The following is a 25086-nucleotide window of genomic DNA, read 5'->3' on the forward strand; positions in this document are numbered from 1 at the left end:
GTTTTGTTTGTTCATCGCATACGCCGAAAATACATAATGTAGCTGTTGGTATTGGCCTTTAAAGCCCATTTCAACGTTGTCGGCAGTTACAGATGCGAGAGAAGCGACTTGTTGCTCACGTTGTAATTGATAAAGCTCAGCCGCTTGTGGGGCGCGATAGCCCCTTGATGCATTTGCATATATGTAATTGTTATTACTTAATTGGTAGCTGAGGCCAAGCTTTGGGGATGTGTTAGTAAATTTATTCTCGCCACTAGGCGGGCGTGAGTAGCGACAGCCGCCCATTGTGCATTCGCTGCCATCTTCTTTCGTACGCCCAGCGAGCAAATTATTAGTGTAGTCGTAATTGAGTTGCTCAAACCGAGCGCCTAAATTTACGCTAAGTTTCTGCCATTGCCAATCAAGGCTAACAAATGGAGCCAGTAGGGTGCTGGTTACATCATAATCGTAATGTTTACCTTGTGGAACTGTCGCGACTAAAAATGCTGAACCTTGAGTTGGTTCTGCTTGATACTGCAAAAAATCAGCGCGGGTGTATTCGCTGTCCAGCCCTAAATTAAGGGTTAACTTCTCCGAGTAAGTATGTCGCCAAAGAGATTGTACGCCAACGCCATTTTGGCTATTTTCCTCAAGGGGCGTACCCGGTAAAAAGTGTTTAAAAAACGTCATGCTTTGGCTTCGGACATACGGTGTAATAGTGACTACGTCTTGGGCTGTTTGCCATTGTACTTTTGACCAAAGTCTAAATGAACGAGCTTTTCTAAATGCGTCAGGATCAAAGTTTTTTTGTGCTATTTCATCGTCTTTATAGCTTTCAAAGCCCTCAATGAACCCAGCTGTTTTTTGATCTAAATGAGTGTAACTTAGCCCTGTATTCACTAAAAAGTCATCACTTTCATAGCGATGGCGCAGATTTAATTTTTCTTGGTCGACACTTTCATCATCACGGTAACCTGTATCACGAGTAACACTGGCATTTATGCCAATACCTTGATTACCCAAGTCTGTACCACTTCTAAGTTTTAAACGGCTGTAACCATAAGAACCTAAATCAACCCCAAGCAAGTGTTCATCGTAAGTCGTGTCAGGGGTAATTACATTAATTACGCCATGTACGGCATTTGAGCCGTAAAGGACAGAGCCTGGTCCCTTTAATACTTCTACACGTTCGGCCATTTCAGTGTGTGCTTCAAATAACTCGTTTATATTACAAAACCCCGCTGCGCGAAGAGGAATTCCGTCTTCTGCGGTCAATATTCCACCACACGCTCCTGCGCCCGAAAGAACAGGAGAGCGCAAGGCCGGCAAATATTCTTGGCCATTGCCATGTTGAATATTAGCACCAGCAATTTGCTTTAATACTTGTTCAATATGAGTCGGGGCAATTAAATCTAGCTGCTCTTTAGTGATGCTGCTTATTACTAAAGGCAGAGGTTCTGCGCTTACTTCTGCGCGTGATGCGGTAGTGGTAATACGTTCAATATCGTTTTTTTCGCTACCTACGCTTAATGTGGAGGTGAGTAATGCAGCGGGGACTATAAATAAACGCATTGTTTTCCTTAAAATTATTATTTAGGTCAAGTATAAAATAACAACTCCAGTGATAACTAGCAATTACGATAATGTGAATTATTTTAAGTAGTCACTCTGTTTTTTTCTTTAACTTTCATTTTAATGTAAGTACTCACTGTCTTTATATGTTCTGAAATGTAGTTGCTGTTTGATTCATGCGAGACTGTTAGGCTTTAAAGCGAAATAGCCGTTGAAGGTTTTTATAATAAAATACATATTTGCAACTTTTTTAGCCGTATTAGGGAAAAGTATATTATCGGTACAAGCAAGTGCTAAACATGAACGTGAACATGATAGGGTGAGCGTAAGGAGCTAATATTATTAGAAGTTGATGGTTTACTAATCCACCAAGTGCATGACACACGAGAAATTTTATTGATAGTGAGCTGGCATCAATTACACGATTAGACGTTGTTATAGTTAGTACACTTCATGTGAAGTTCATAAATCTTTGCTATGTTTAAGTTCAGTTAAATAGAGGCTATTTATGAAAGCATTTATATACTTGGCTGTATTAGCACTGGGAATGATGACGAGTGGTGTTGATGCTAAACAAAAGTACAAGAATAAACATACGGGAAAAGGTAGTTTGCCACCAGGCTTACAGAAAAAAGTAGCCAATGGTGGACAATTACCGCCAGGTTGGCAAAAAAAGTATCACCGGGGTGATATTCTAGATCATGATATCTATAGATATGGAAAAATATTAACACCGATTGGCCGTGATAATGTAATTACGATTGAAGTCGATGACACTATTATCCACTTGGTACATAACACACGAGAAATACTTTCTATTTTGAGTCGTGGTAAATGAAAATTGAAAGTGGCTTAATTGAAAGTTGCTTGACCACAATAGCTTGGTAACTTTCATCTTTACTTTATTTGCATAACGCCAGCCTTTAAATACTAGGTGGCTGCCTGGACCTGAAGTACTGCCATCGCGTTCGGTGGTTTGACTTAATGCGGTATCGCAGATGATGCCGTCAGCACCAGATATATTCACGGTATTACCTAAAACAGAGCCTTTAAAGCCACCCGCTGATGCTAATCAACATTGCTTAACGGTGCATATACTAAATAGCGACTTTCTTTGAGCGGTCATACCATTACTTGAAGTGTAAACTTGTGCGTCGCTGCCAATATTTAATTTATCTTGAATAATAGTCAAGCTACTTTGACCCGGAATCGTCAAAGGGCTGGCGCCTCTAATGGTTGACTCCACCATAGTGGCGATTATCTTGGATTACTAAAATAGCCATGGAGGTGAGTATTAATACCGTAACAAGGATAAAGCCCTTGTTGTTTTTCATAGGTTTAAGGCTATGATAGATGGGTAATCAAAATGGTATGAATTAAATTAACGGCAAAGGCATTGATAGCAACTGCTTAATAGTCAAAAAACAATGCGTTTAAAATGTACTTAACTTACTTAGTTAAAAATAAGCCTACAGGGAGACTTTGTGTATACAGCTCTTTTTATTATCAGCGGATTTTTGTTATTGGTGAGTGCGTTGCCACTTTCATATAGTCAGCATTATCTAGTTCGAAGTTGTGACTTTGTCAGGCTACAAATCGCTTATCTGGCTATTTTTATGCTCGTCGTTATTATTTGGCTGGCTGTTGTAGACTCCTTTACATGGATACAGCTTAGCCTACTAACCATTAATGTTATTTCACTTGCCTTGCAGAGCTGGTGGATTTATCCATATACCTTTATTGCTCCTAAAGAGGTTAACCATGCGCAAAAGGGCAAACGTCATAGCGTAAGGATCATGTCGGCTAATGTGCTTATGTCGAATAAAAATAGTGCGGCACTACTCGATTTAGTTAAGCGCCATGAACCTGATTTATTAATAACTCTTGAAAGTGATAAGTGGTGGCAAGATGAGCTGGCACCTTTAAAAGATGATTACCCTTATAGTATCGATTGTGCAAAAGATAACCGCTATGGTATGCATTTGTTTAGTAAGTTTAAAATTAAGCAAGCGCAAGTTTGTCAATTAGTTGAAGAAGATGTGCCATCTATTCATATCCTTTTTGAAAACGCAGAAGGGATTGAGATGCAAGGGCACTTTATTCACCCTGCGCCACCAAGTCCAACCGAAGAAGACACCTCTCGTCCGCGTGATAGCGAACTTGTTATGGTCGCTAAAGCATTAAAAGAGTGTAAACGTCCGGTGATAGTTGCTGGGGATTTAAACGATGTGGCATGGTCACGCACTACGCGTTTATTTATGCAAATAAGTGGCTTGCTCGACCCTCGTAAAGGTCGCGGCTTTTTTAATACTTTCCATGCTGATTATTTTTTCATGCGTTGGCCACTTGATCACCTTTTTCATAGTGGTGGCTTTACCGTGAAACGTATTAAGCGCTTAGACAAATATGGCTCAGATCACTTTGCACTATTAACCGAGCTTGTGCATCAACAAATCGATCAGCAATCTACGTATGAACAAACCAGTGTCACCGCACAAGTGGCTGATGAGCTGATGATGGATCATCTAGATAAACACCAAGTCCCGACTTTTGATTAGCGTGCACTGTTATTTAGAGCTGACTTTTCTGTAGATTAAAGGCCACATGAGTGGCCTTTTGGGGGGAGCTATTAACGTTTACTCATTAATCATAATTGTTTTGATATTCACAAACTCACGAATACCAAAGCCACCATGTTCGCGGCCGTAGCCGCTGTCTTTTACGCCACCAAAGGGTAAGTTTGGTTGTGCAAGACCGTAGCCATTGATGTTGATCATGCCGGTATCAAAGTGCTTTTTAGCCAGATCGATGGCTTTTTTCTCATCTTTTGAAAATATACCGCCGCCTAAGCCATAACGGGAGTCGTTAGCAATGCGCATAGCGTCATCATTGTCTTTTGCTTTAATTAAAGAGGCAACTGGGCCAAATAACTCATCGTCATAGGCGGGCATGCCAGGTGATAAGTTTTCAAGCAGTGTTGGCGGGTAGTAGTAACCTGTTTGCTCTGGAATTTCTCCACCTGTTACAACTGATGCACCGGCTTTTACTGATTCTTGTACTTGTTGATGAATTTTATCGCGTAAGTCTTCACGAGCCATTGGGCCTAAGTCGGTATCATCACTCATTGGGTCGCCGACTTTCATCCCTTCAAACTGCTCAGTAATGGCTTTTTTAAAGTCGTCATAAAGAGCATCAACAACCACAAATCGTTTAGCAGAAACACAGGTTTGACCGTTATTGACCATGCGTCCTTGCATGCAGGTTTTGACTGCAAGTGTTAAATCGGCATCATCAAGCACCATGTAGGCATCGTTACTACCTAGTTCCAATACGGTTTTCTTTACTTGTTTGCCAGCGCGCTCGGCTACTTTTTTACCCGTGCCGTCGCTACCGGTAAATGTCACTCCGCGAATCGCTTTATGATCAATCAGTTCACTGGCCGTTTTGCCATCAACTAGTAGGTTCTTAAATACATGATCAGGGAATCCAGCTTCATCAAACATACTTTCAATTTTTTCGGCCATACCAAACACATTACCAGCGTGTTTAAGTACGGTTGTATTACCAGCCATGATATTAGTAACTGCATAACGTATCACTTGGTAAAGCGGAAAATTCCAAGGTTGAATACCGAGTAGAACGCCTGTTGGTCGGTAGGTCACTATTGCTCTGCCGCCTTGCATATCTCGTTCTTCATCAGCTAATTGCACTGGGCCATTTTCAGCTGTATAACGACATATAGCTGCACATAGTTCAATTTCTTGAAATCCTTGCGGATATACTTTGCCCATCTCTTCGGTCATTAATTTAGCGATTGCTTCTTTGTTCTGCTCAAATACAACAGCTAACTGGTTTAAATGTTTAGCTCGTTCGGTAAATGTAGTGGTACGCCAATCTAAAAAAGCTTGCTGGGCTTTATCGACCTCTGCTTGTGCTTGGGCTAAAGTAAGCAAAGTATATTCATTAATAGGCTGCTCGGTGGTGGGATTAATAGTTTTTACTGTATTAGACATCATTATCTCCTTACAAATAATATTGTGTAAGCGTTTGCAAGGCTGACACCAACTCTATATTTAGTTCGTTTATAGTTATATTTTATTGTAATTAATGAACTTTTAATTTCCACGTGGCTCATTCGCTTATTAATTTAAGTCGCTATTTAGTCTTATGCCGGTAAAAAGTGCAGGTAGCTGAAAAAGTTACAAGGAGTATAATATGGCAAAATTGTTTAATACCCGTTTAGCGTTAATACAAGCGACGTTCAAAATACAAATTTAGTAATCGCTGTGTAATGGCGGTGGCTTAAGTTCTCTACCTTGCGCTATGCTGCCTAAAGAGTAGTTACTGAGTGAGCTTACAAAACTCCCTCAAGCTAGCGAGCAATCTTATAACCTCAACTTTTTTGTCATACACCGCTCAGTTATAGTCACGAACAAAAAGCAGATTGGCATACATTGCTTGCACCTTACTTTGCTGAGTTTGATATTGATGAGTCAACGTTAGGAATGAGTGCATCACGAAAACCCATTGATGCAGGTATAGTCGATTTAATTGCGCCATTTAAACCGCCGGTGGTGAGCTTTCACTTTGGTTTGCCAGAGCCGTCTATCGTAAGCAGGATAAAAAGCTACAGTGGTAGCGTGATTTCTACTGCGACTTTATTAGGTTTAGCGTCATTATAATTTAAAGCCCGTAAACCTATCTTACTGTGTTTTTAGCTTAGTATTACTGACCGTCGTTCACTTTTTTGGATCTCCCATAACATGAGAGTTGGCTCACCTGTGGCGGTATTGATGGAAAGTATTTTTATTGCTAGTAACCTTGTTGGATTATCTCGTTTTTATATAAGAGAAAACACGCTTAAGGGTGTTGAGCTATGAGCTTAAGTAAAAAAGTTTCTCGTTGAATCGACATACCTTGCTTGTCGCTCATGGCCATGGTGGTTTCGTTATGAGCAATGGCAGTATTAATATCCATCCATTTTGGTTGCATACCATTTTGTTGCTCGTAGAGTTCCATGCAGGGTTTTGCAAATTGGTCACTCACACTGCAAAAGTAGCAGTATGATTTGATATGGATAATGTCATAGTCATCTTTGTACCAAGGGCGATACTCTTGGTACATACCAAGCTGACCCGTTATTTGTATATCTTGCGCGCCTGTTTCTTCAAAAAGCTCACGTTTTAGGCCTTGTTCGATGCTTTCACCGTTATCAATCCCACCGCCGGGTAAGCTGTAGTCGTCATAACGCGGTGTATACAAAAGCAAAATCTTCTCATTTTTAATGACAATGGCACGCGTGGTTTCGCGGGTAAACTGCGTACCATTAACAATGCCAAGGCTTGGGTGTATGACGTCGCGAAGTAGTTTCATAATTAGGCTTGCTTATATAAGTTAGAGCAATGCTATTTTAACGTGTGTAGCGTGTAAAGCGAATATTTGTCTAAAGTGACCGTTGATTTTTCAGGGGGGTAAAACGAAGGTATTTAATCACAGTGTGAGATTTATAGCCTCATAGGCTGTCGATAACTGCACCTGCTTTACTCTACTGACTTAATCGCTGAAATAATAAGTGAAAATAGAGCAACAAAAAGTAACCCCCTAAATAAATAGCAAGCAATAATAGACATTTAGTCGAGGTTTTTAGCTTGTGAGGAGTATTTATTTCGGCTAAAAATTTATAAGCTGTTATTATAATGCGTTAAGGTTTAATTTACTTTATTTTGCAAATGCGGCAGCGTAGAATAAGAAAAAAGCACAGGAATTTTATATGTTAAACATACTTTTAGTTGATGACGATGCTGAGTTTAGCGAGGTAGTTTGTCATATCATTGAGTTTTTAGGGCACAACATTAGTACTGCTGCTAATTTGGCGGAAGCTCAGCAATGGTTTGAGAATAATACCTTTGACCATGTTTTTTTAGATTTCATGCTCCCCGACGGCAGTGGCTTACACTTAATTGAACACTTACAGCAGTCTATCCATAATCCCAAAATCACGCTTATTTCTGGCCACCCCTCTATTAAGGGTAAATTAGCTGAGATGTGCGCTCCTAATGTTGGCCATTTAGTTAAGCCATTACAACGCGAAGATATTGAACTGGTTTTATCGCCTAAAAAAAGCGGCGATAAAAAAGTCTCGAAGCCTGCTGTAACTAAACATTTTGATACGCTTATTGGTGAATCACAAGTAATGAAAGATCTTTACACTATGGTTGAACGTGTGGCGGCCACTTCTGCCAATGTAATGCTGATGGGTGAAAGTGGCTCGGGTAAAGAAGTTGTAGCACAGGCAATTCATAATGCGAGTAAATGCGATGGCCCTTTAGTTACGACTAACTGTGGTGCATTTTCAAAAGAATTGATAGGAAGTCAGTTGTTTGGCCATGAAAAAGGCGCTTTTACTGGCGCTATAGCTCGTAAAGAAGGGGTGTTTGAGCAAGCCGGTGGCGGTACGTTATTTTTAGATGAAGTAACCGAAATGCCTATCGATATGCAGCCAAATTTACTGCGTGTACTTGAGAGTAAAAAAGTAACTCGGGTAGGCGGTAATCGTGAACAACCGGTAAACTGCCGGGTTATATCTGCGACTAACCGCTCTTTAACCGAACTTGCCCAAAATAATATTATTCGCGAAGATATTTATTTTCGTTTGGCGGTTTTCCCGATTGAGATTCCAGCACTGCGTGACCGAAAAGAAGATATTTCGTTACTTGCTAAAGCATTTTTAACCCAGCTTAACGATGAAAATGGTACCAACTATAGCTGGCAAAGTATCCAGCTAAAAGTATTGGAAAGCCACGATTGGCCGGGTAATGTGCGCGAATTACGACATGCTATCCACCGTGCTTTTATTATGAGTGACCCAAAGGAAAGCAGTATTACCTTACCTGAAAATTTAGAATCACCTTTTTCACGTATCAATAAATTACAGACTGAAGAAAATAAAGTCAGTGCTGGGCAAACCATCGAAGAGGTTGAAAGAGAGTTGATCCACGTGACTTTAGATAAAGTACAAGGTAATAAAACCTTAGCAGCACAAATGCTCGGGATAAGCACAAAAACCTTGTATAACCGTTTAAATGCTTATGGTGGGATTGGCGAATACAAGTAAGCCTGACACTAGATTAAAGAAACAAAGAGGGCAGTATGAGTAGTAATGAACCGATTAACAAATTAGTACATGACGCGCGTGCACCACTTAACCGTATCTCGATGAATGCTGAGCTTATTAAGTTAGTACTTGAAAATGATATGCCAAAAGACAAAGCGCTAGTGGCGCTTGATAAAATAATTGCTAACTGCCAACAGTGCAGCGAGAGCTTGCAAAAAATATCAGATTCACAATAGGACATTTAATGAAAAAATGGCAGGGCAAAGCGAACCTTATATGGGCGAGTTTTATCGGTATTGTATTGTGTATTATTGTAGGTAATAGCTTTTTAGCCGTTAATATAATTAATAGTTTAACCAAGACTCAGCAGAGCTTGGATAACACCAGCATGATCACAACAGCTATCAGTAAGTTACATTTATCTGTTGTACAAGCAGAGTCAGGGCAGCGTGGTTATTTACTCACCGGTGATAAAACTTATTTAACCCCTTATTACGAGGCCATATTACAACTAAAATCTCAGGTAAGCTTGGTTAAAAGCCTCAGCTCATCTATTGAGGGGCAGGCTGACGATATTGCTCGCTTGCTTTTTTTAGTCGATGACAAAGTAGCTGTACTCACTAAAACTGCTGATTTAGCCTTGGCAGATGAAGACAGACGTGCCCATTATTTACTAGAAACCCACAAAGGACGTGATTTATACGAGCAAATACTAACACTTGTTGGACAAATTGAAGAGCGGGAACTTAACTTTAAGATTAGTCAGTTTGTGAAATTAGCAGAAATAAAAAAGGATGCTAAAATTACGTTTGCAATAACAGCAATTACTAGTGCTTTATTGATTATAGGCATGTTTATACTTACGCGGATTAATTTACGTAATGCCAGTATTTACCGTTCAGAGCTGGAGCAGCAAAATGAAATGCTTGCAAGCAAGGTCTCTGAGCGGACCCAAGAGTTAATGATTTACTCTGATGAATTAAGCCGTTCAAACCGAGAACTCGAAGACTTTGCGTTTGTAGCAAGTCATGACTTACAAGAGCCTCTGAGGAAAATTCAAGCGTTTAGCGATCGCCTTGAAACTATGTTTAAAGATGAACTCGGCGAAAAAGGTATTGATTACATTGGCCGCATGAAAAGCGCAGCACAAAGAATGTCAAACCTTATTAATGATTTACTTGAGTTTTCTCGGGTCACTACGCGAGGTAGAGAGTTTATCGATATTGATTTGAGTAAAGTGTTGAGTGAGGTTGTAAGCGATTTAGAAATCGCAATTAAAGAATCTGACACTGAGGTTGATATTGATGATATGCCGGTTATTCAGGCTGATCCTAGCCAGATGCATCAGCTTTTTTTAAATTTACTTTCAAATGCTGTTAAGTTTAGACGCCCTGATGTGGCACCACGGATCAGTATTAATTATCAGCATCAGAGCGAATTTAGTGAAACTCATAATACAGATATTGAATGGCAAGTTATTACAGTTACAGATAATGGCATTGGATTCTTAGAAGAGTATACAGATAAGATTTTCGTACCGTTTCAGCGTTTACACGGACGCTCACAATATAAAGGCACAGGCATTGGCTTGTCTGTATGTCGTCGAATTGTTGAACGCCATGGTGGAACTATAACGGCGCAAAGTGAAAGTGGTGAAGGGGCAACCTTCATAATTAAATTACCTGTGGAAGCAGAGCTTTTCACATTGCAAGGGGAGGCGTAATGCCACTTAATACAGTAAAACCAATCACCATTTTAATGGCTGACGATGATGAAGATGACCGTTTATTAACTCAAGATGCGCTAGCAGAAAGTCGCGTTCTTAACGAGCTTCACTTTGTTGAAGATGGTGTTGAGCTACTTGAGTATTTAGAGCGTAAAGGCAAGTTTGAAGAGCGCGATTCTTCACCTCGCCCAGGACTTATTTTACTTGATTTAAATATGCCGAGGATGGATGGTCGAGAAGCTTTAGAGGCAATTAAAGGTAACCCTAACCTTAAAGGTATCCCGGTCGTTATTTTAACTACATCTAAGCAGGAAGAAGATATGGTTAAAGGATATAACTTAGGTGCAGCCTCGTATATTACAAAACCTGTTACCTTTGATGGCTTAGTTGATTTAATGAAAACACTGGGCAAATATTGGGTTGAGTTTGTAGAGCTACCTAGTAGCTTTAACGATTAATCGCAGGAGAAATAATGATAGATAGGGCAACCAAGCTGCTACTTGTTGAAGATGATGAAGATGATTATATTCTTACTTGTGATTATCTTAAAAGCTTAAGCTCCCACAATTTTGATGTTGAGTGGGTCAGCTGCCCTATAAAAGCCGTAGAAGTATTAAGTCAAAACCAGCATGACATTTGCCTGCTTGACTACCGCCTTGGTGCATCCGACGGTTTAGTGGTACTTAAGCAAGCAATTGAAAATGGTTACAATGGTCCTATCATTATGCTTACCGGGCAATCTAATGAAGCTCTTGACAATGCAGCGCTTGATGCCGGAGCTGTTGATTATTTAGTTAAAAGTGAAATGAGCAGTAGTCGTTTCGCGCGCTCTATTCGTTATGCTCTAGCAAGGCGAGATGTCGAAGGTGAGCGTGTTGAGCGTTTAAAGGCGGAAGCTGAAAACCGTTCAAAAGACCGCTTTTTAGCCCACTTAAGCCATGAGTTACGCACGCCGCTATCTTCAATACTTGGTTATACCGAGCTGCTGTTGCAAAGCGAGTTTAATCAGCACGCAAACAACGAGCTAGGGGTGATTTATCGTAACGGAAAGCACCTACTGAGCTTACTTAATGATGTTCTCGACTTATCTAAAATAGCGGCCGACAAACTTGAGCTTAACTTCAGCGAAGTAAATCTCGACAGTCTAATGGCTGATGTTTTTACCTTAATGCGTGTATCTGCACTTGATAAAGGGTTGTGTTTGCGTTTTGAGTCGTTACAGTCATTGCCACTATTGGTTAATCTAGATGCAACACGCTTTCGTCAAATCCTTATAAATATTATTAATAATGCAATAAAATTTACCGAGCAAGGTGAGATTGTTGTGCGTGCTTGGACTGAATTTGTTAACGACCAAGAAATGCTCTTTTTCAGCATTAAAGATTCAGGTTTGGGGATTGCCCCTGAAAAGCAAGAGTTGATCTTTAAGCCCTTTGAACAAATAGCAGATATTGAGTCCCGTTCAGTCGGTGGTGCAGGGCTTGGGCTGGCTATATGTTCAGAGTTATTAACGCGAATGCACGGCAGTATCGATTTAGAATCGACTGTGGGTGAAGGCTCTGAGTTTATTATTTCAGTGCACCCGGGCAATATTAATGGTGTGCAAAGAGAGCCATTAAAGCTTGATTTAACGCCGAATATGCAGCAAAAAACAGCACCTTGTAAAGTCAGTGGTCGTGTACTGGTAGTTGATGACCTTAGAGATTTACGTGTTTTAGTGGGGCATATGATAAGTTCTGCCGGTGCAAAAGTAGACTATGCTGAGCACGGCAAGCAAGCCCTTGAAAAAGTTCGCTGTGCAGAGCAGCAAGGCTCGCCTTATGAGTTAATCTTTATTGATATTCACATGCCTGTAATGGGCGGTAAAGAGGCAACAATTGAGCTTAGAAAGCAAGGTTTTAAAGGGGGCATAGTTGCCCTTACTGCCGCAACCATGAAGGGGATACATAATGAGCTATCAGCACTTGGTTTTGATGATGTTATAGGTAAGCCAGTAGATTCTAATTTACTGTATCAAACTTTAGCTAATTACCTTGACGACCATCAGCAGACAAAGCCTGCACACCCTACACCAGAGGTTCCAGCTGCTAATTTACGCTTTTTGTTGTTAGAGGATGACCATGATGCGGCGCAAATTACTCAGCTGTTACTCGAGAGTCTTGCGGTTGAAACCGTTATAGTCAATAGTTGTGAGCAATGTATAGAGACATTAAACACCGACAGTACCTTTGATAAAGTACTACTTGATATGCATTTACCTGATGGCGATGGTTTAACTTTGGCTAGTCAATTAAAATGTCAGCATCCAGCGCTAAACCTTGTTATTATCAGTGGCGCAGAGCCAGATCCTCAAAAGATAAAGCAGCTAGAGATAGAGCACGTGTTACTCAAGCCAATAAATTTAAGCTTGCTAACTCAACTCATTGAGGGTTAGCAATTACTGAATTGCGGATCACCAGCTCAGGTTTAAATAAGGTTTGCAGTGGCAAGGTGTTTTTTTGATACAGTTCATTTAGCATCCAGTTTGCTGCCATAGTGCCCATATCATTTATAGGGTAATTAATCGTGGTCAATGGCGGATATACGTGACGTGTGAAAAATATATTATCAAACCCCATAATCGAAAGTTGCTCTGGTAAGGCAATGCCTTGCTCTCGAGCGCTGACCATTGCCCCTGTTGCCATTTCATCATTGGCGCAAATAAGTGCTGAAAATGTTTTATTATCGTTATGCAGTTGCTTGAAGCCCTCATAGCCACTTGATTCTGTATAGTCACCTTGATAAAGCAACTCACAATTTAATTCTTGCTCAAATTCTGCTAAGGCTTGTTTGTGGCCTGAAAGACGATCTTGGGCATCTTTTTTCCAAAGTGGTCCACTGATATAAGCTATATCTTTATGGCCCTGCTCAAGTATATGTTTACATGCAATGTAACCACCATAAATGTTATCTAAAATAATACAACGATCGCTAATATCAGGAACATATCGGTTTAGTAATAGAAAAGGAATTTTACCTTTACTTAATGCAATCAGGTATTCGTCACTTACCGCTTCTACATGCAAAATAAGGCCATCACAATTACGACTGATCAAGAATTCAATACCTTGTTGCTCACGCTCAGCATCACTATGACCTGCGGCAATGATGGCATGTTTACCATGACTTCGAAATATATTTTCAATGCCGCTCATCATTGGACCATAAAATGGGCCGTCGAGCTTTGATACTAATAGGCCCACACTATTTGAGCAGTTTGATGCGAGCGACTGTGCTATCGAATTAGGGCGGTAGCCAAGCTTATTCATCGCTGTGGTGACTTTTTCGCGCGTGTTATCGCTCACGTTGGCGTTGTTATTCATTACCCTTGATACGGTTGCAAGAGAAACCCCGGCAAGCTTTGACACCTCGTATATGGTGGCCATATTATTCCTTTTTATTGTTAGCGGCTAATTCAGCATCTATTTGCAGCACAGTTTTATTATCAAGAATATACCTTTTCATGATCAAGGCTACAAGCACGCTACCAATGGCTGGAAATAAAGTAAATGAGGTTAAAATTCCTGATTTAGTGGCTTCGCTTATTTCGGTATTTGCTTGGTAGCCATAATATGCCAATAGCCAACCCGCAATAGCGCCGCCAAGTGCTAAGCCTAGTTTTATAAAAAACGCCACGCTTGCGTATACTAAACCCGTTAAGCGTTGGCCTGTTTTCCACTGTCCGTAATCAATAGTGTCAGCCATTTTAGCCCATAGTAAAGGAGTTGCCATTTGCGTGAAAAAGCACCATAAAAAGTAAACTCCAAAAGCGATAAACAGGTTTTCTCCTGGTAACCAAAACGCAATGCAACTAATAACAGCCGATATGTATTGTAAATAAATATAGGCGGTTTTTTTGTCAACACGCTTGCTAAGTGGTTGCGCGCAGGCACAGCCTAAAATATTGCCAATCATCCCAAGGGTAACGAATTGTGTAACTAAATCAGCTTCACCCAGTACATATTTCACATAATAAATGGCTAAAGTGGTACGCAGTACCATGCTGGTTAAAAGTACTACTGATGCGGCGCACAGCACCCTAAAAGGACCATTTTGCCAAAGCGTAGCCATTTGCTGTTTAATATTTAGCTGCTTATTGGGAGGGTTGCTGATGCGTTCTTTGGTAAAGTAAAAACAAATTAAAAACAGCGTCACGCCTAATACACTCATAATTACCATTGTTAGCTGATAACCTAGTGCATTATCGCCTTCACCAAGCCAGTCTACTAATGACAAAGTGCAGCTACTAACTATAAGCCCACCAAACATACCAAATACGAAACGGTAGGATTGAATGGATACCCTTTCTGCTGGGTCGCGGCTAAGCACGCCACCAAGAGCGGAATAAGGAATATTAATTGCTGTGTATACCAGCATTAGTAAAGTGTAAGTTATAAACGCGTAGACAACTTTACCTGTTGACGATAAGTCGGGAGTAGTAAAAGTAATTATACTGACGATACCAAACGGTACCGCTAGCCATAAAAGATAAGGGCGATAGCTGCCATATTTAGTGCTTGTTTTGTCCGTGAGGGCGCCCATTAATGGATCAGTCACAGCATCAACAACCCGCACAACTAAAAACATAGTGCCAACAATTGCAGGAGAAATACCAAATATATCGGTATAGAAGAAAGTTAAAAATAGCATCACCGTTTGAAAAATGATGTTACTTGCAGTGTCACCTAAACCATAGGCTATTTTTTCTTTTTTTGTCAGCATAAGTTGGCACTCATTATTGTTATTTTTGGCGATGTTTTAATAGTGCTCGATATTGTTTGGCACTTTCTTTTAATGTTCTTTGTTGGCTTTGGTAGTCCACATAAACAAGGCCAAAACGTTTTTTATAGCCGTACGCCCATTCAAAGTTATCCATTAAGCTCCAAGCAAAATAACCTTGCACATTAACACCTTGATCAATGGCATCACTAACAGCATTAATGTGAGTGTGATAATAGCTAACGCGTTGATAATCTAATACTTGACCGTTTTCATAGGTATCAGCCATTGCAGCGCCATTTTCTGTTACATATACTTTTGGCAGTGAGTATAACTTATCAAGAGAGACAAGTAATTCGGTTAGCCCTTGAGGATATACCTCCCATCCCATATCTGTCACTTCAATATTTTTTAAGTCAACTTCGCTAAACCAATTATCAGTAGTATTTTGGTAATGTATACGGGTGTAGTAATTTACACCAATAAAGTCGATCGGTTGGCTAATAATTGCCATATCACCTTGTTTTATATCTGGCTTTACTGTTGACGACAGCTGATTTAGTAAGTCAGGGTATTGTCCTTCAAGGACGGCTTTTATATACCACTGGTTGTGATATTGATCTGCCAATAGTGCCGCTTGAGTATCACCGGGAGTTAGGGGGTAAGCGGGGCTAAAGTTAAGCACAATCCCAGCCTCTATCAAAGGGCAGTTTTTACGTAGTACTTGCATAGCAAGGCCATGAGCTAATAATAAATAGTGCGCAGCTTGTCGACCTGCTTTTTGACTTTTTATACCAGGCGCATGTACACCAATTTCGTAACCTAAATAAGCACTACAAAACGGTTCATTTAAAGTCGCATATGAATCGACTAATCCAACAAGTTCTTTACTCACCAAATCAGTATAAGCTGCAAAAGCATAGGCTGTTTCGCGGTTTTGCCAGCCCCCGTTATCTTCTAAGTGCTGTGGTAAGTCCCAGTGATATAAGGTGACATAAGTTTTAATATTACGTGCTTTTAATGCAGTTAATAAATCGCGATAAAATCCGATTCCTTGTTGATTAACTGTGCCATCTTGATGCAAAACGCGTGGCCACGAAATAGACAATCGATACGCATCAACAGCTAAATCAGCAATCATCTCTACGTCTTGCTGCCAAAGCTCAACGTGATTACAGGCTACATCACCATTACTATTATCATCAATTGTATTTGGTTGTTTGCAAAAAGTGTCCCAAATACACGGTAGGCGAGAGTGCCGATCGCCTTCGATTTGAAAAGAAGCTGTTGCAACACCAAAAGTAAACTGTGGTTTTAGTAATGCGGATTCAGGTAATAAAGATATAGATTTAAACACGATTTGAGTTGTCCTTTAACTTACAGTTTTTGCAGCAACTTAATTGAACACAACATAACCTTTCAATGTAAGCGCTTACAAGTTTTTGTAAATGAATTGCTAAATTTGATTTGTATGATATAAATGTAAGCGCTTACATTAAATGTTGCAACTACTATTTGTCTTTGAAATTCTAATGAAAAACAATTTTTAAGTTGTAATTTACTGATAACTATAAATAATAAGAGAAAATTTATGGCTCATATCTCTTCGTCTGTATCGGCAACACAAAGCCTACAGTCTACACCCAAGCAAACCTTTGCTTTAGCGTCATTGACGACCTTGTTTTTTATGTGGGGATTTATAACCTGTTTAAACGATATTTTGATTCCTTACCTCAAAGGTATGTTTTCACTGAGTTATACCCAAGCAATGCTAATCCAGTTTTGCTTTTTTGGTGCCTACTTTGTGATGTCTATTCCTGCCGGTAAGTTAGTCAGTAAGATAGGTTATCAATACGGTATTGTTGTTGGATTAGTGGTTGCTGCCATTGGTTGTGCGCTTTTTTATCCCGCTGCTGATGCCCATGTTTATGAACTGTTTTTGTTTGCTTTATTTGTACTTGCTTCAGGAATAACTATTTTGCAGGTATCTGCGAATCCGTACGTTAGTGTATTGGGCGCAGCAAAAACGGCTTCTTCACGTTTAACCATGACCCAAGCTTTTAACTCACTGGGTACGACGGTTGCCCCCATTATTGGTGGCTGGTTAATCCTAAGCGAAGTAAGCCAAGCAACAGCAGAACAAGTTAAGTTTCCTTATTTGATGCTTTCTGCGAGTTTGTTAATTATGGCGATTATTTTTGCTTTTTTAAAACTCCCTAAACTGGGTAAAACCACAGACTCTGAAGCTGAAAGTCAGGATGTTGAGGGGTTTGTTGATTTAGGTAGTGTATGGCAGTATCGCCACCTAATTTTAGGGGCTGTGGGGATCTTTGTTTATGTCGGTGCAGAGGTGGCAATTGGTAGCTTTTTAGTGGGCTTTTTAACGCTTGAAAATATTGCCGGTTTTACTGAGCAACAAGCAGCTCATTATATTAGCTATTACTTTGCAGGCGCTATGATTGGCCGGTTTATAGGTGCAGTAGTGATGCAAAAGCTTAATGCCGGTAAAGTGTTGGCGTGCCATGGCTTATTAGCTGTAGTGCTTGTTTTAGTGGCCATGACCGGCCAAGGTATACTTGCTATGTGGGCTATTTTATTAGTCGGTTTATGCAATTCAATTATGTTCCCGACTATTTTCAGTTTAGCGCTACAAGGCCTTGGAAAATATACCTCACAAGGTTCCGGTATTTTATGTTTAGCTATTGTAGGTGGTGCGATTATTCCATTATTACAAGGCGTACTGGCCGACAATATAGGTGTGCAGTTAGCGCTACTTTTACCTATTGGTTGTTATTTATATATTACTTACTTTGCGCTATTTGGCTCAAAAGTATCTTCTTCAACTCGCCATCAATAATTAGGTGCATAACATGATTTTAAAAAAAACATTCACACTGTCGGCGCTAATGATTGCAACAATCGCGATGAACGGCTGTTCAGGCTTCGGGAATTCGCAAGATAAAAAGTCGACTGACAAAGAAATTTGGCCAACGATTCAAACAGGTATTAAAGATGATGCCGCTATGGAGTCGAAAATAGCAGCGCTTGTAGCAAGTATGACTCTTGAGCAAAAAGTAGCGCAAATGATTCAACCTGAAATTCGCGATATCACTGTTGAAGATATGCGTAAATATGGTTTTGGTTCTTACTTAAATGGTGGTGGTGCATTTCCAAATAATGATAAACATGCCACAGCTGATGATTGGATCGAATTAGCCGAAAAAATGTATCAAGCATCAATTGATGATTCGCTTGATGGTAGTCGTATTCCAACTATGTGGGGGACTGATGCTGTACATGGTCATAACAATGTAATTGGCGCGACTCTATTCCCTCATAACATTGGTTTAGGCGCAGCTAACAACCCTGCACTGATTGAAAAAATAGCCGCTGCAACCGCGCAAGAAGTTATGGTAACCGGTATTGATTGGGTGTTTGCCCCAACAGTTGCTGTAGTACGTGATGATCGCTGGGGTCGTACCTACGAAGGTTACTCAGAAGATCCACAAATAGTAAAAGACTATTCAGCGGCAATTGTAAAAGGTTTGCAAGGAGCTGTTGATAAAGACTTTTTATCTGATAAGCGAGTAATAAGTACTGTTAAGCACTTTTTAGGTGATGGTGGTACGCAGGGCGGTGACGACCAAGGTGATAATATTGATAGCGAAGCAGACTTATTTAATATTCATGCACAAGGTTATGTTGGAGGCTTAGGGGCTGGTGCGCAAACCGTTATGGCATCGTTTAATAGCTGGAATGGTGAAAAAATTCATGGCAGTAAGTACCTACTGACTGATGTACTAAAAAATAAAATGGGCTTTGATGGTTTTGTAGTCGGTGATTGGAACGGTCACGGGCAAATTGAAGGGTGCACTAATGGCAATTGTGCACAAGCTGCTAATGCAGGCCTAGACGTATATATGGTACCAACCGATGCGTGGAAACCATTGTATGAAAACGTAATTGCTCAAGTAAATAGTGGTGAAATTGCAAAGTCGCGTATTGATGATGCAGTAACGCGTATTTTACGCGTAAAAATGCGAGCAGGATTATTTGATAAGCCAAGCCCAGCCAAGCGTCCTTTGTCAGGTGAAACAGAGGTGATTGGCAGTAAAGAGCATCGTGCTGTTGCTAAGCAAGCAGTGCGAGAATCACTGGTGTTACTTAAAAATAAACAAAAGTTACTTCCATTGTCACCAAAAGCAAATGTACTTGTTGCAGGGCTTGGCGCCGATAACATTGGTATGCAGTCAGGTGGTTGGAGTGTGACATGGCAAGGTACAGGCAACGAAAATAGCGACTTCCCAGGTGGTACGTCTATTTTTGATGGTATTGAACACACTGTAATGCAAGCGGGCGGACAAGTTCAATATGACTTAAAGGGTGAGTTCGATGCACGCCCAGATGTAGCGATTGTTGTATTTGGTGAACAACCTTACGCTGAAGGTAATGGTGATTTAGATAACCTTGAATACCAACGTGGAAATAAAACAAACTTAGCTCTTTTACGTAAGTTTAAAGATGCCGGTATTCCGGTAGTGTCATTATTTATTAGTGGTCGCCCAATGTGGGTAAACGCAGAGCTTAATGCCAGTGATGCATTTGTTGCCACTTGGCTTCCAGGTAGTGAAGGTGATGCGATAAGTGATGTATTGTTTGCCAATACAGATGGCTCAGTTAATCATGACTTTAAAGGTAAATTATCGTTCTCTTGGCCTAATAATCCAGTCGATAACGAAAATCGTGGTGACGCTGATTACTCGCCACTATTACCTTATGGTTTTGGTTTAACTTACTCAGATAGCAATACGCTTAATGATGACCTGATAGAGAAAAGCGAGTCATCACAAAAGCTTAAAAACTTAGTGTTATTTGAACGCGCAGTTAAAGCTCCTTGGAGCTTGGAGTTGCAAAGTGGTGAGCAACAAAAAACCATGGCAAGCAGCCGTGAAACTGTCGGTGCTGTAAGTGTTAAAACGTTTGATAAAGACGTACAAGAAGATGCGCGTGCAATTACTTTCAGCGGAGCTGAGTCAGCAGCTGTGCGATTAATGTCGGCATTTCCGTCGGATTTACGTTCGTATGTTGAAAAGTCAGGACAACTACAAATGCAAATTAAAGTGGATCAACACGCAAATGCGCCGCTTTGGCTTGGTATGCAATGTGGTGATGATTGCCAAGGAAAGTTAGATATAGCTGAGCAATTAAATCGCACTGATGAATGGCAAACTTTAAATATAGATTTAAGTTGCTTTGCAGAGCAAGGGATTAACTTAGCTCAGGTTTTCTCACCTTGGCAGTTAAGTACCGCTGCGCCATGGCAGGTATCAATTGCTAAGCTTAGCATTATCGCTGAGCGTGCTGATAACACAGCAATAGCATGTCAGTAAAAGTAACTACAACAATATTGTTGGTCGGCGCATTAAGCGCCTGCCAACAGGCCGAGCAAGTTGCATCAACTCAAGCGAGTATAGGAAAAGGGTGGCAGCTGGTTTGGCAAGATGAATTTAATGCCAACAGCATTGACTTAAATAAATGGCAGCACGAAGTTAATTGTCGTGGTGGCGGTAATGACGAGCAGCAATGTTATACCGCTCGCGAGCAAAACAGTTACCTAAAGGACGGCTTATTACACATTGTTGCATTAAAAGGTGAGTACACTGGGCCTTTACATAATAGCGATGAAGTAACTAGTGACGAGCAAAAAAAGCTACAAGGCACACAACCATTTACATCAGCGCGTTTACGTACAAAAGGTCAAGGTGATTGGCGTTATGGCCGGTTTGAAATTCGCGCCAAACTTCCCGCTGGACAAGGTGCTTGGCCTGCAGTTTGGATGCTACCTACTGATTGGGAGTATGGTCGCTGGGCGTCATCTGGTGAAATTGACATCATGGAAGCGGTTAATTTAAAAGTTCCGACTGATGATAAAACAGCGCCAGTTGGCACGCCTGAAAGCCGAGTGCATGGCACATTGCATTATGGCGGTCCTGCACCTGAAAACGTATACAGTGGATTAGCTTATAGTTTTACAGCAGAGCAAAACCCAGCTGATACCTTTCATACTTATGCCCTTGAGTGGCAAGAGGATGAAATGCGTTGGTATGTAGATGATGTGCATTATGCAACATTTGAAAGCGAACAATGGTACTCAAGTTCAGCGCAAGCCAATGGCTCTTTTATCGAAAATGGCGGTTTTGCCCCATTTGATAAGCATTTTCATTTATTACTCAACTTTGCAGTTGGCGGCAATTGGCCTGCTAATGTGAATGAAAAAGGCGTGGATGAAAGTGGTTTTCCTAAGCAAATGCAGGTGGATTATGTACGCGTATTTCAATGTTCTGTAGATACTAAAACAGGCAAAGGTTGCGCGACCTATCAAGATACTGCCCAGCAAATTGAAGGTGTATCTAAGTAACTATTATATTAACTTAAATAACTTTGAGTCTTTAGCTAATTAATGTATCGCCGAACTCGCTACATTAACTGGCTTTTGACTCAAATATAGTCAATTAAAAAACTATTAGCGGTTGAGCTTTTGCAGCAATAATTGACGAATTTTGCGTGCTGTTTGATCGTCAATATCCCCTAAAACTCCTTTCGCATTTTCTGCTATATGTGCGCCTAAATCTTTGTCTTCACTGAATACATAATGTTCGAAAAATTGCTGCCAATTATTACGCTGAGATTGTGGCAAATCTTTAATCGCTAACATGCTGTGTAACATGGCATCAAACGGGTTTGCCAAATAATCTGGCGCTTGTCGCCACCAGTAATTAACCAACACATTAAATTGGCTTTGTGCGCTTACATGATGCCACCAAAGGGCGGGGATAAATATGCAGTCGCCTGGTTGCAGTTTTGCTATTAGCGCGTTGTTGAGGGCGTTTTTAAAGCGAGGGAAGCGGTTGAAATCAGGGTTATCAAAGTCTACCAAACTAACTGCTTGTCCTGCAGGAGTAAACTCCAACGGACCTACGTATAAGTTATCTACTTGCTCTGGGGGAAATAAAATAAACTCACGATTACCCGCAGCAACACAGGCAAGGTTGTCGGCATTATCATAATGAGCTGAAATACAGCTATGATTGCCCACCCATAAACTTTTTAAGCAATCATGGGAGGTTACTTGTAATGGATTTTGTGTGGTAAATTTAGGTGCACAATAATCACAGGAAGTTGATCCCATATAGTGTGAATCTGGATTTTCTGTTGTTATTAAATGTTCTAATGTTGTTAGTAGCTCGCTTAAGTTACTGGCATACTGTGTAAAGTTAAATCCACTCATATTGGTATTATAAAAGTAACGACCTTGCTCTTTTGCTGGCGCTGAAAACGCACGTATAGAAGAGCTGCTCGCAATGCTTTTTAAGTAACTCAGTGCTTGTGCATCACTTTGTTTTGCATTTTTGACCATTGGCCAATGCGCGCACACATTTCTAATAACAATCGGTGTGGCTTGCTTTGCCAAAAAAGCAGGTAAGTCGGTAATATCATCAAGATGACATTCTTTAACTTGCTGGTGTATTTGTAGAGTAGAGCTTTGCATTACTGCTGTAGCCACTTTTTTCTCAACAACATTGGGATTTGCTCAAGTGAAGCAACCGCCATATAAATTGCGTGTAAATAACCGCTTTGTTGTAAGTTTTGTAGTTGCGAAGTTGTTAGGCTATTTAACGTTTGCTGGTTGATGGTATAAAAGCCGCCCACAGTCACTTTATCGCCATTTTGTTGTTGATATTCAATCGAAAATGCTTCAATTAAATTAAGTGCTAACAGTTGTTCAAAAAAAGCGGGTAGGGCTTGGTTTTCAAGGTGTAAGGTATTGAGCACTTGCGCAATATGATTTAAATAATCGGTGTTGCCGCCGTGCTCTAAAAATATATCTTCACCTTGCTCTTTATTAATACGTAGACTGTCTAAATCAACATGCACCACTAAGGATTGTTCAGGCACACCTTGGTTGTATTGGGTTTGTTGGCCAATTAAAAAGGGTTGGCGCTGCATGCTTAGCGGTAAGTAATTTAACGCTAAGTTACCTTGCTTATCGAGCAATAAGTTTTCGTTATTTTCAAAACCAAATAAGGCTAACGCTTCAAATTGTCCTGTTTGTGGGTGTTTGCGAAATACAATGGGTTGTTGAGCTTGCACTTTAGTAAACTCAGAAGGAAAAATAGTCGTGCAACTAACGGCGTCGCCCCATTGGGCGCCGCGTGCGGTGATCACTTTTAAATCTTTGTGGGTAATATTATCAAGTAAAACGTGATTGGCCATTTGGCCTCCTGCATGTTCAATAAGGTTAATTAAATAGGTTTGCTTAATTTGTTTTGTTAAATAGGCTGCAAACCAAACTTTTGAATATGATCAAGTAACTGACGGTTAGTTGGCAGTTTCGCTAGCCCTTGCTTTGCTTCTTGTTGACTATTAGTAAAGTGCTCAATAACGGATGTGGGCATCTTTATTTTAGGGAACTGCGGTAAATGTTTCATACCATATAAAACATATTGATAACTTGCTGCTGAAAATACTTCTTGAGCACGGTCAAAATCATTCAGCCATGGACTTTGATATTGCCAAAGTGCAAGGTTGTCGAGTAGTCGTTGCGGCGATGTATTCACGTCTCTATGTGCCTGCCAATACTCACTCGTGCGCTTTGAAAGTACGTAGTGTAATTTTAAAAATTCAATAATACGCTGCCAACGATAATGACACTGTTGATTAAAGCGCTTAGCAAGTTCGGGTAACGCATTGCGATGAGTTGGAAAATTCGCTAATAAGTTATTTAAACTAAGCTCAACCATAACTAACGCTGAGGCTTCAAGTGGTTCAATAAACCCTGCTGACATACCTATCGCAATACAGTTTTTATGCCAAAACCGATCCCGATAACCCGGGGTGAACTTAAGTTCACGTATTGTTAATTCGCTAGGCTCTAAATCACTTTGTGTGGTTTTTAAATAATTGATTAATTTATCTTTAGCACCTTGGGTTGATTCAAACTCACTAGAATACACCATGCCGACACCGCGCCGGCTTTGCAAGCCTATATCCCAAATCCAACCAGTATCTTGTGCGGTTGCTTTAGTGTAAGACAAAATTTCTTGTTCATCATTTTTATAAGGGACTTGTGCGGCAACGGCGCGATTATTAAATAAAATATGATCTTGTGCTTGCAATGGTACTTTATAGTGCTTATCAATCAAGTGGCCATGATGGCCTGAGCAATCAATAAATAAGTCGCCCGTTATAATGCCGCGATCCCGGGTTTCTACTGCAGTAATGTAGCCATCAATATCGTTAATAACTTCATCAACATGACTAATGACATGGTTAACTTCTAGCTTATCAATACAGTGATGTTGCAATAACTGAGCAAATTTCCCTGCATCTAAATGATAGCCATAATTGGCGTGTGTTTGATAGTCACTGTGCAAGTGAGTTTTTGGGGCTTTATTATGATCAAAAAAGTAAGTTTGGCTTGATACGGCATGGCTAAAACTAACTGCCTCGTGCTGTGCAAACCAATAGGGTGCAATATTTAGGTTTTGATAGGCAACGGGTAAGCTAAAAGGATGGTAGTAATATTCATTATTTTTATTATTTTTTACATCATGGCACCAACCATCAAAGCGCGAACCTTGCTTAAAAGATGCGTCGCACTCGCGGATGAATTGCGTTTCGCTAATGCCTATGGTTTTTAAGGTTTGGCGCATGGTAGGCCAAGTACCTTCGCCAACGCCCAAAGTTGGCACATTAGGCGATTCAATTAGAGTGATTTTAGCGTTATGAGTTAAGTGGGGTTGAGCTGCAATTAAGCCTGCGCTTAACCAACCAGCGCTGCCACCACCGATAATAACGATATGATTAATAGAAGATGTAGTCATCAATAATTACCAGTATTAAGGGATAAGTATCGTAGCAAAAAAAAGCCGCATAA

The 25086-nt window shown here is 40.4% G+C and carries 21 protein-coding genes; 12 read left to right on the forward strand and 9 right to left on the reverse strand.

Features of this window, described 5'->3' with window-relative positions; translation table 11 throughout:
* The coding region (locus ACT3RM_RS09035) for a TonB-dependent receptor (protein WP_444511363.1) at window positions 1-1551 on the reverse strand (1551 nt) is incomplete at its 3' end.
* A gap of 508 nt (window positions 1552-2059) precedes the next feature.
* On the opposite strand from ACT3RM_RS09035, the gene ACT3RM_RS09040 reads away from it, so the two are divergent.
* Together ACT3RM_RS09040 and ACT3RM_RS09045 are read left to right on the forward strand one after the other, a co-directional pair.
* Window positions 2060-2389: a hypothetical protein gene (locus tag ACT3RM_RS09040; RefSeq protein WP_441833976.1), complete on the forward strand. Its 330-nt coding sequence runs from the start codon at window positions 2060-2062 to the stop codon at window positions 2387-2389.
* A 646-nt stretch (window positions 2390-3035) separates the two neighbouring features.
* Window positions 3036-4109: an endonuclease/exonuclease/phosphatase family protein gene (locus ACT3RM_RS09045; RefSeq protein ID WP_441833975.1), complete on the forward strand. Its 1074-nt coding sequence runs from the start codon at window positions 3036-3038 to the stop codon at window positions 4107-4109.
* Between the two features lie 78 nt (window positions 4110-4187).
* Here ACT3RM_RS09045 and ACT3RM_RS09050 read toward each other — a convergent pair whose 3' ends face one another.
* A complete protein-coding gene (locus ACT3RM_RS09050) occupies window positions 4188-5564 on the reverse strand; it encodes an NAD-dependent succinate-semialdehyde dehydrogenase (RefSeq protein ID WP_441994833.1) in 1377 nt (458 codons plus the stop codon).
* Window positions 5565-6005: 441 nt separating this feature from the next.
* On the opposite strand from ACT3RM_RS09050, the gene ACT3RM_RS09055 reads away from it, so the two are divergent.
* Both ACT3RM_RS09055 and ACT3RM_RS09060 read left to right on the forward strand, forming a co-directional pair.
* Window positions 6006-6233 carry a hypothetical protein gene (locus tag ACT3RM_RS09055; RefSeq protein WP_441994834.1) on the forward strand — a complete coding sequence of 76 codons (228 nt, stop codon included), beginning with the start codon at window positions 6006-6008 and terminating at the stop codon, window positions 6231-6233.
* 69 nt (window positions 6234-6302) lie between these two features.
* Window positions 6303-6431, forward strand: a complete 129-nt coding sequence (locus ACT3RM_RS09060; RefSeq protein WP_441993418.1) for a YgjV family protein — start codon at window positions 6303-6305, stop codon at window positions 6429-6431.
* On the opposite strand, the gene ACT3RM_RS09065 is transcribed toward ACT3RM_RS09060, so the two are convergent.
* The gene (locus ACT3RM_RS09065) at window positions 6412-6924 is read right to left on the reverse strand and encodes an NUDIX domain-containing protein (RefSeq protein WP_441833972.1); all 513 of its coding nucleotides are present in this window, start codon (window positions 6922-6924) and stop codon (window positions 6412-6414) included. The genes ACT3RM_RS09060 and ACT3RM_RS09065 overlap by 20 nt on opposite strands.
* A gap of 397 nt (window positions 6925-7321) precedes the next feature.
* Here ACT3RM_RS09065 and ACT3RM_RS09070 point away from each other — a divergent pair, with 397 nt between their 5' ends.
* From ACT3RM_RS09070 to ACT3RM_RS09090, 5 genes are read left to right on the forward strand one after another with little or no spacing between them, the layout of a single operon-like run.
* Entirely contained in the window at window positions 7322-8665 is a 1344-nt protein-coding gene (locus ACT3RM_RS09070; protein ID WP_441833971.1) for a sigma-54-dependent transcriptional regulator, read from the forward strand.
* Between the two features lie 35 nt (window positions 8666-8700).
* Window positions 8701-8901 carry a histidine kinase gene (locus ACT3RM_RS09075; protein WP_441833970.1) on the forward strand — a complete coding sequence of 67 codons (201 nt, stop codon included), beginning with the start codon at window positions 8701-8703 and terminating at the stop codon, window positions 8899-8901.
* An 8-nt stretch (window positions 8902-8909) separates the two neighbouring features.
* Complete coding sequence (locus ACT3RM_RS09080; protein WP_441833969.1) at window positions 8910-10388, forward strand: sensor histidine kinase; 1479 nt, start codon at window positions 8910-8912, stop codon at window positions 10386-10388.
* The gene (locus ACT3RM_RS09085) at window positions 10388-10849 is read left to right on the forward strand and encodes a response regulator (RefSeq protein ID WP_441833968.1); all 462 of its coding nucleotides are present in this window, start codon (window positions 10388-10390) and stop codon (window positions 10847-10849) included. Before ACT3RM_RS09080 ends, ACT3RM_RS09085 begins: the two co-directional genes overlap by 1 nt.
* Window positions 10850-10863: 14 nt before the next feature.
* Window positions 10864-12825 (forward strand): response regulator, encoded by a 1962-nt coding sequence (locus tag ACT3RM_RS09090; protein WP_441833967.1) that lies wholly within the window; start codon window positions 10864-10866, stop codon window positions 12823-12825.
* Here ACT3RM_RS09090 and ACT3RM_RS09095 read toward each other — a convergent pair.
* From ACT3RM_RS09095 to ACT3RM_RS09105, 3 genes are read right to left on the reverse strand one after another with little or no spacing between them, the layout of a single operon-like run.
* Window positions 12812-13816, reverse strand: coding sequence for a LacI family DNA-binding transcriptional regulator (locus ACT3RM_RS09095; protein ID WP_441833966.1), 1005 nt, complete (start codon window positions 13814-13816; stop codon window positions 12812-12814). The two genes, ACT3RM_RS09090 and ACT3RM_RS09095, sit on opposite strands and share 14 nt — an antisense overlap.
* Before the next feature lies 1 nt (window position 13817).
* Window positions 13818-15152: a glycoside-pentoside-hexuronide (GPH):cation symporter gene (locus ACT3RM_RS09100; RefSeq protein WP_441833965.1), complete on the reverse strand. Its 1335-nt coding sequence runs from the start codon at window positions 15150-15152 to the stop codon at window positions 13818-13820.
* A gap of 19 nt (window positions 15153-15171) precedes the next feature.
* Complete coding sequence (locus tag ACT3RM_RS09105; RefSeq protein WP_441994836.1) at window positions 15172-16506, reverse strand: GH1 family beta-glucosidase; 1335 nt, start codon at window positions 16504-16506, stop codon at window positions 15172-15174.
* Window positions 16507-16740: 234 nt separating this feature from the next.
* Here ACT3RM_RS09105 and ACT3RM_RS09110 point away from each other — a divergent pair, with 234 nt between their 5' ends.
* From ACT3RM_RS09110 to ACT3RM_RS09120, 3 genes are read left to right on the forward strand one after another with little or no spacing between them, the layout of a single operon-like run.
* Window positions 16741-18006, forward strand: a complete 1266-nt coding sequence (locus tag ACT3RM_RS09110) for a sugar MFS transporter (protein ID WP_441992932.1) — start codon at window positions 16741-16743, stop codon at window positions 18004-18006.
* A gap of 13 nt (window positions 18007-18019) precedes the next feature.
* Entirely contained in the window at window positions 18020-20539 is a 2520-nt protein-coding gene (locus ACT3RM_RS09115) for a glycoside hydrolase family 3 protein (RefSeq protein ID WP_441836490.1), read from the forward strand.
* Window positions 20530-21567, forward strand: a complete 1038-nt coding sequence (locus tag ACT3RM_RS09120; RefSeq protein WP_441836489.1) for a glycoside hydrolase family 16 protein — start codon at window positions 20530-20532, stop codon at window positions 21565-21567. Before ACT3RM_RS09115 ends, ACT3RM_RS09120 begins: the two co-directional genes overlap by 10 nt.
* A gap of 105 nt (window positions 21568-21672) precedes the next feature.
* Here the strand turns inward: ACT3RM_RS09120 and ACT3RM_RS09125 are convergent, their stop codons facing one another.
* From ACT3RM_RS09125 to ACT3RM_RS09135, 3 genes are read right to left on the reverse strand one after another with little or no spacing between them, the layout of a single operon-like run.
* A complete protein-coding gene (locus ACT3RM_RS09125; protein ID WP_441836488.1) occupies window positions 21673-22713 on the reverse strand; it encodes a cupin-like domain-containing protein in 1041 nt (346 codons plus the stop codon).
* Window positions 22698-23423, reverse strand: coding sequence for a SapC family protein (locus ACT3RM_RS09130; protein ID WP_441836487.1), 726 nt, complete (start codon window positions 23421-23423; stop codon window positions 22698-22700). Before ACT3RM_RS09130 ends, ACT3RM_RS09125 begins: the two co-directional genes overlap by 16 nt.
* A gap of 56 nt (window positions 23424-23479) precedes the next feature.
* On the reverse strand, window positions 23480-25033 hold the full coding sequence (locus ACT3RM_RS09135; RefSeq protein ID WP_441836553.1) for a tryptophan halogenase family protein: 1554 nt from the start codon (window positions 25031-25033) through the stop codon (window positions 23480-23482).
* Between the last annotated feature and the right edge of the window lie 53 nt (window positions 25034-25086).

Origin of the sequence: Pseudoalteromonas sp. AOP7-A1-14 (assembly GCF_052376275.1) — a bacterium.
Classification (GTDB): domain Bacteria; phylum Pseudomonadota; class Gammaproteobacteria; order Enterobacterales; family Alteromonadaceae; genus Pseudoalteromonas.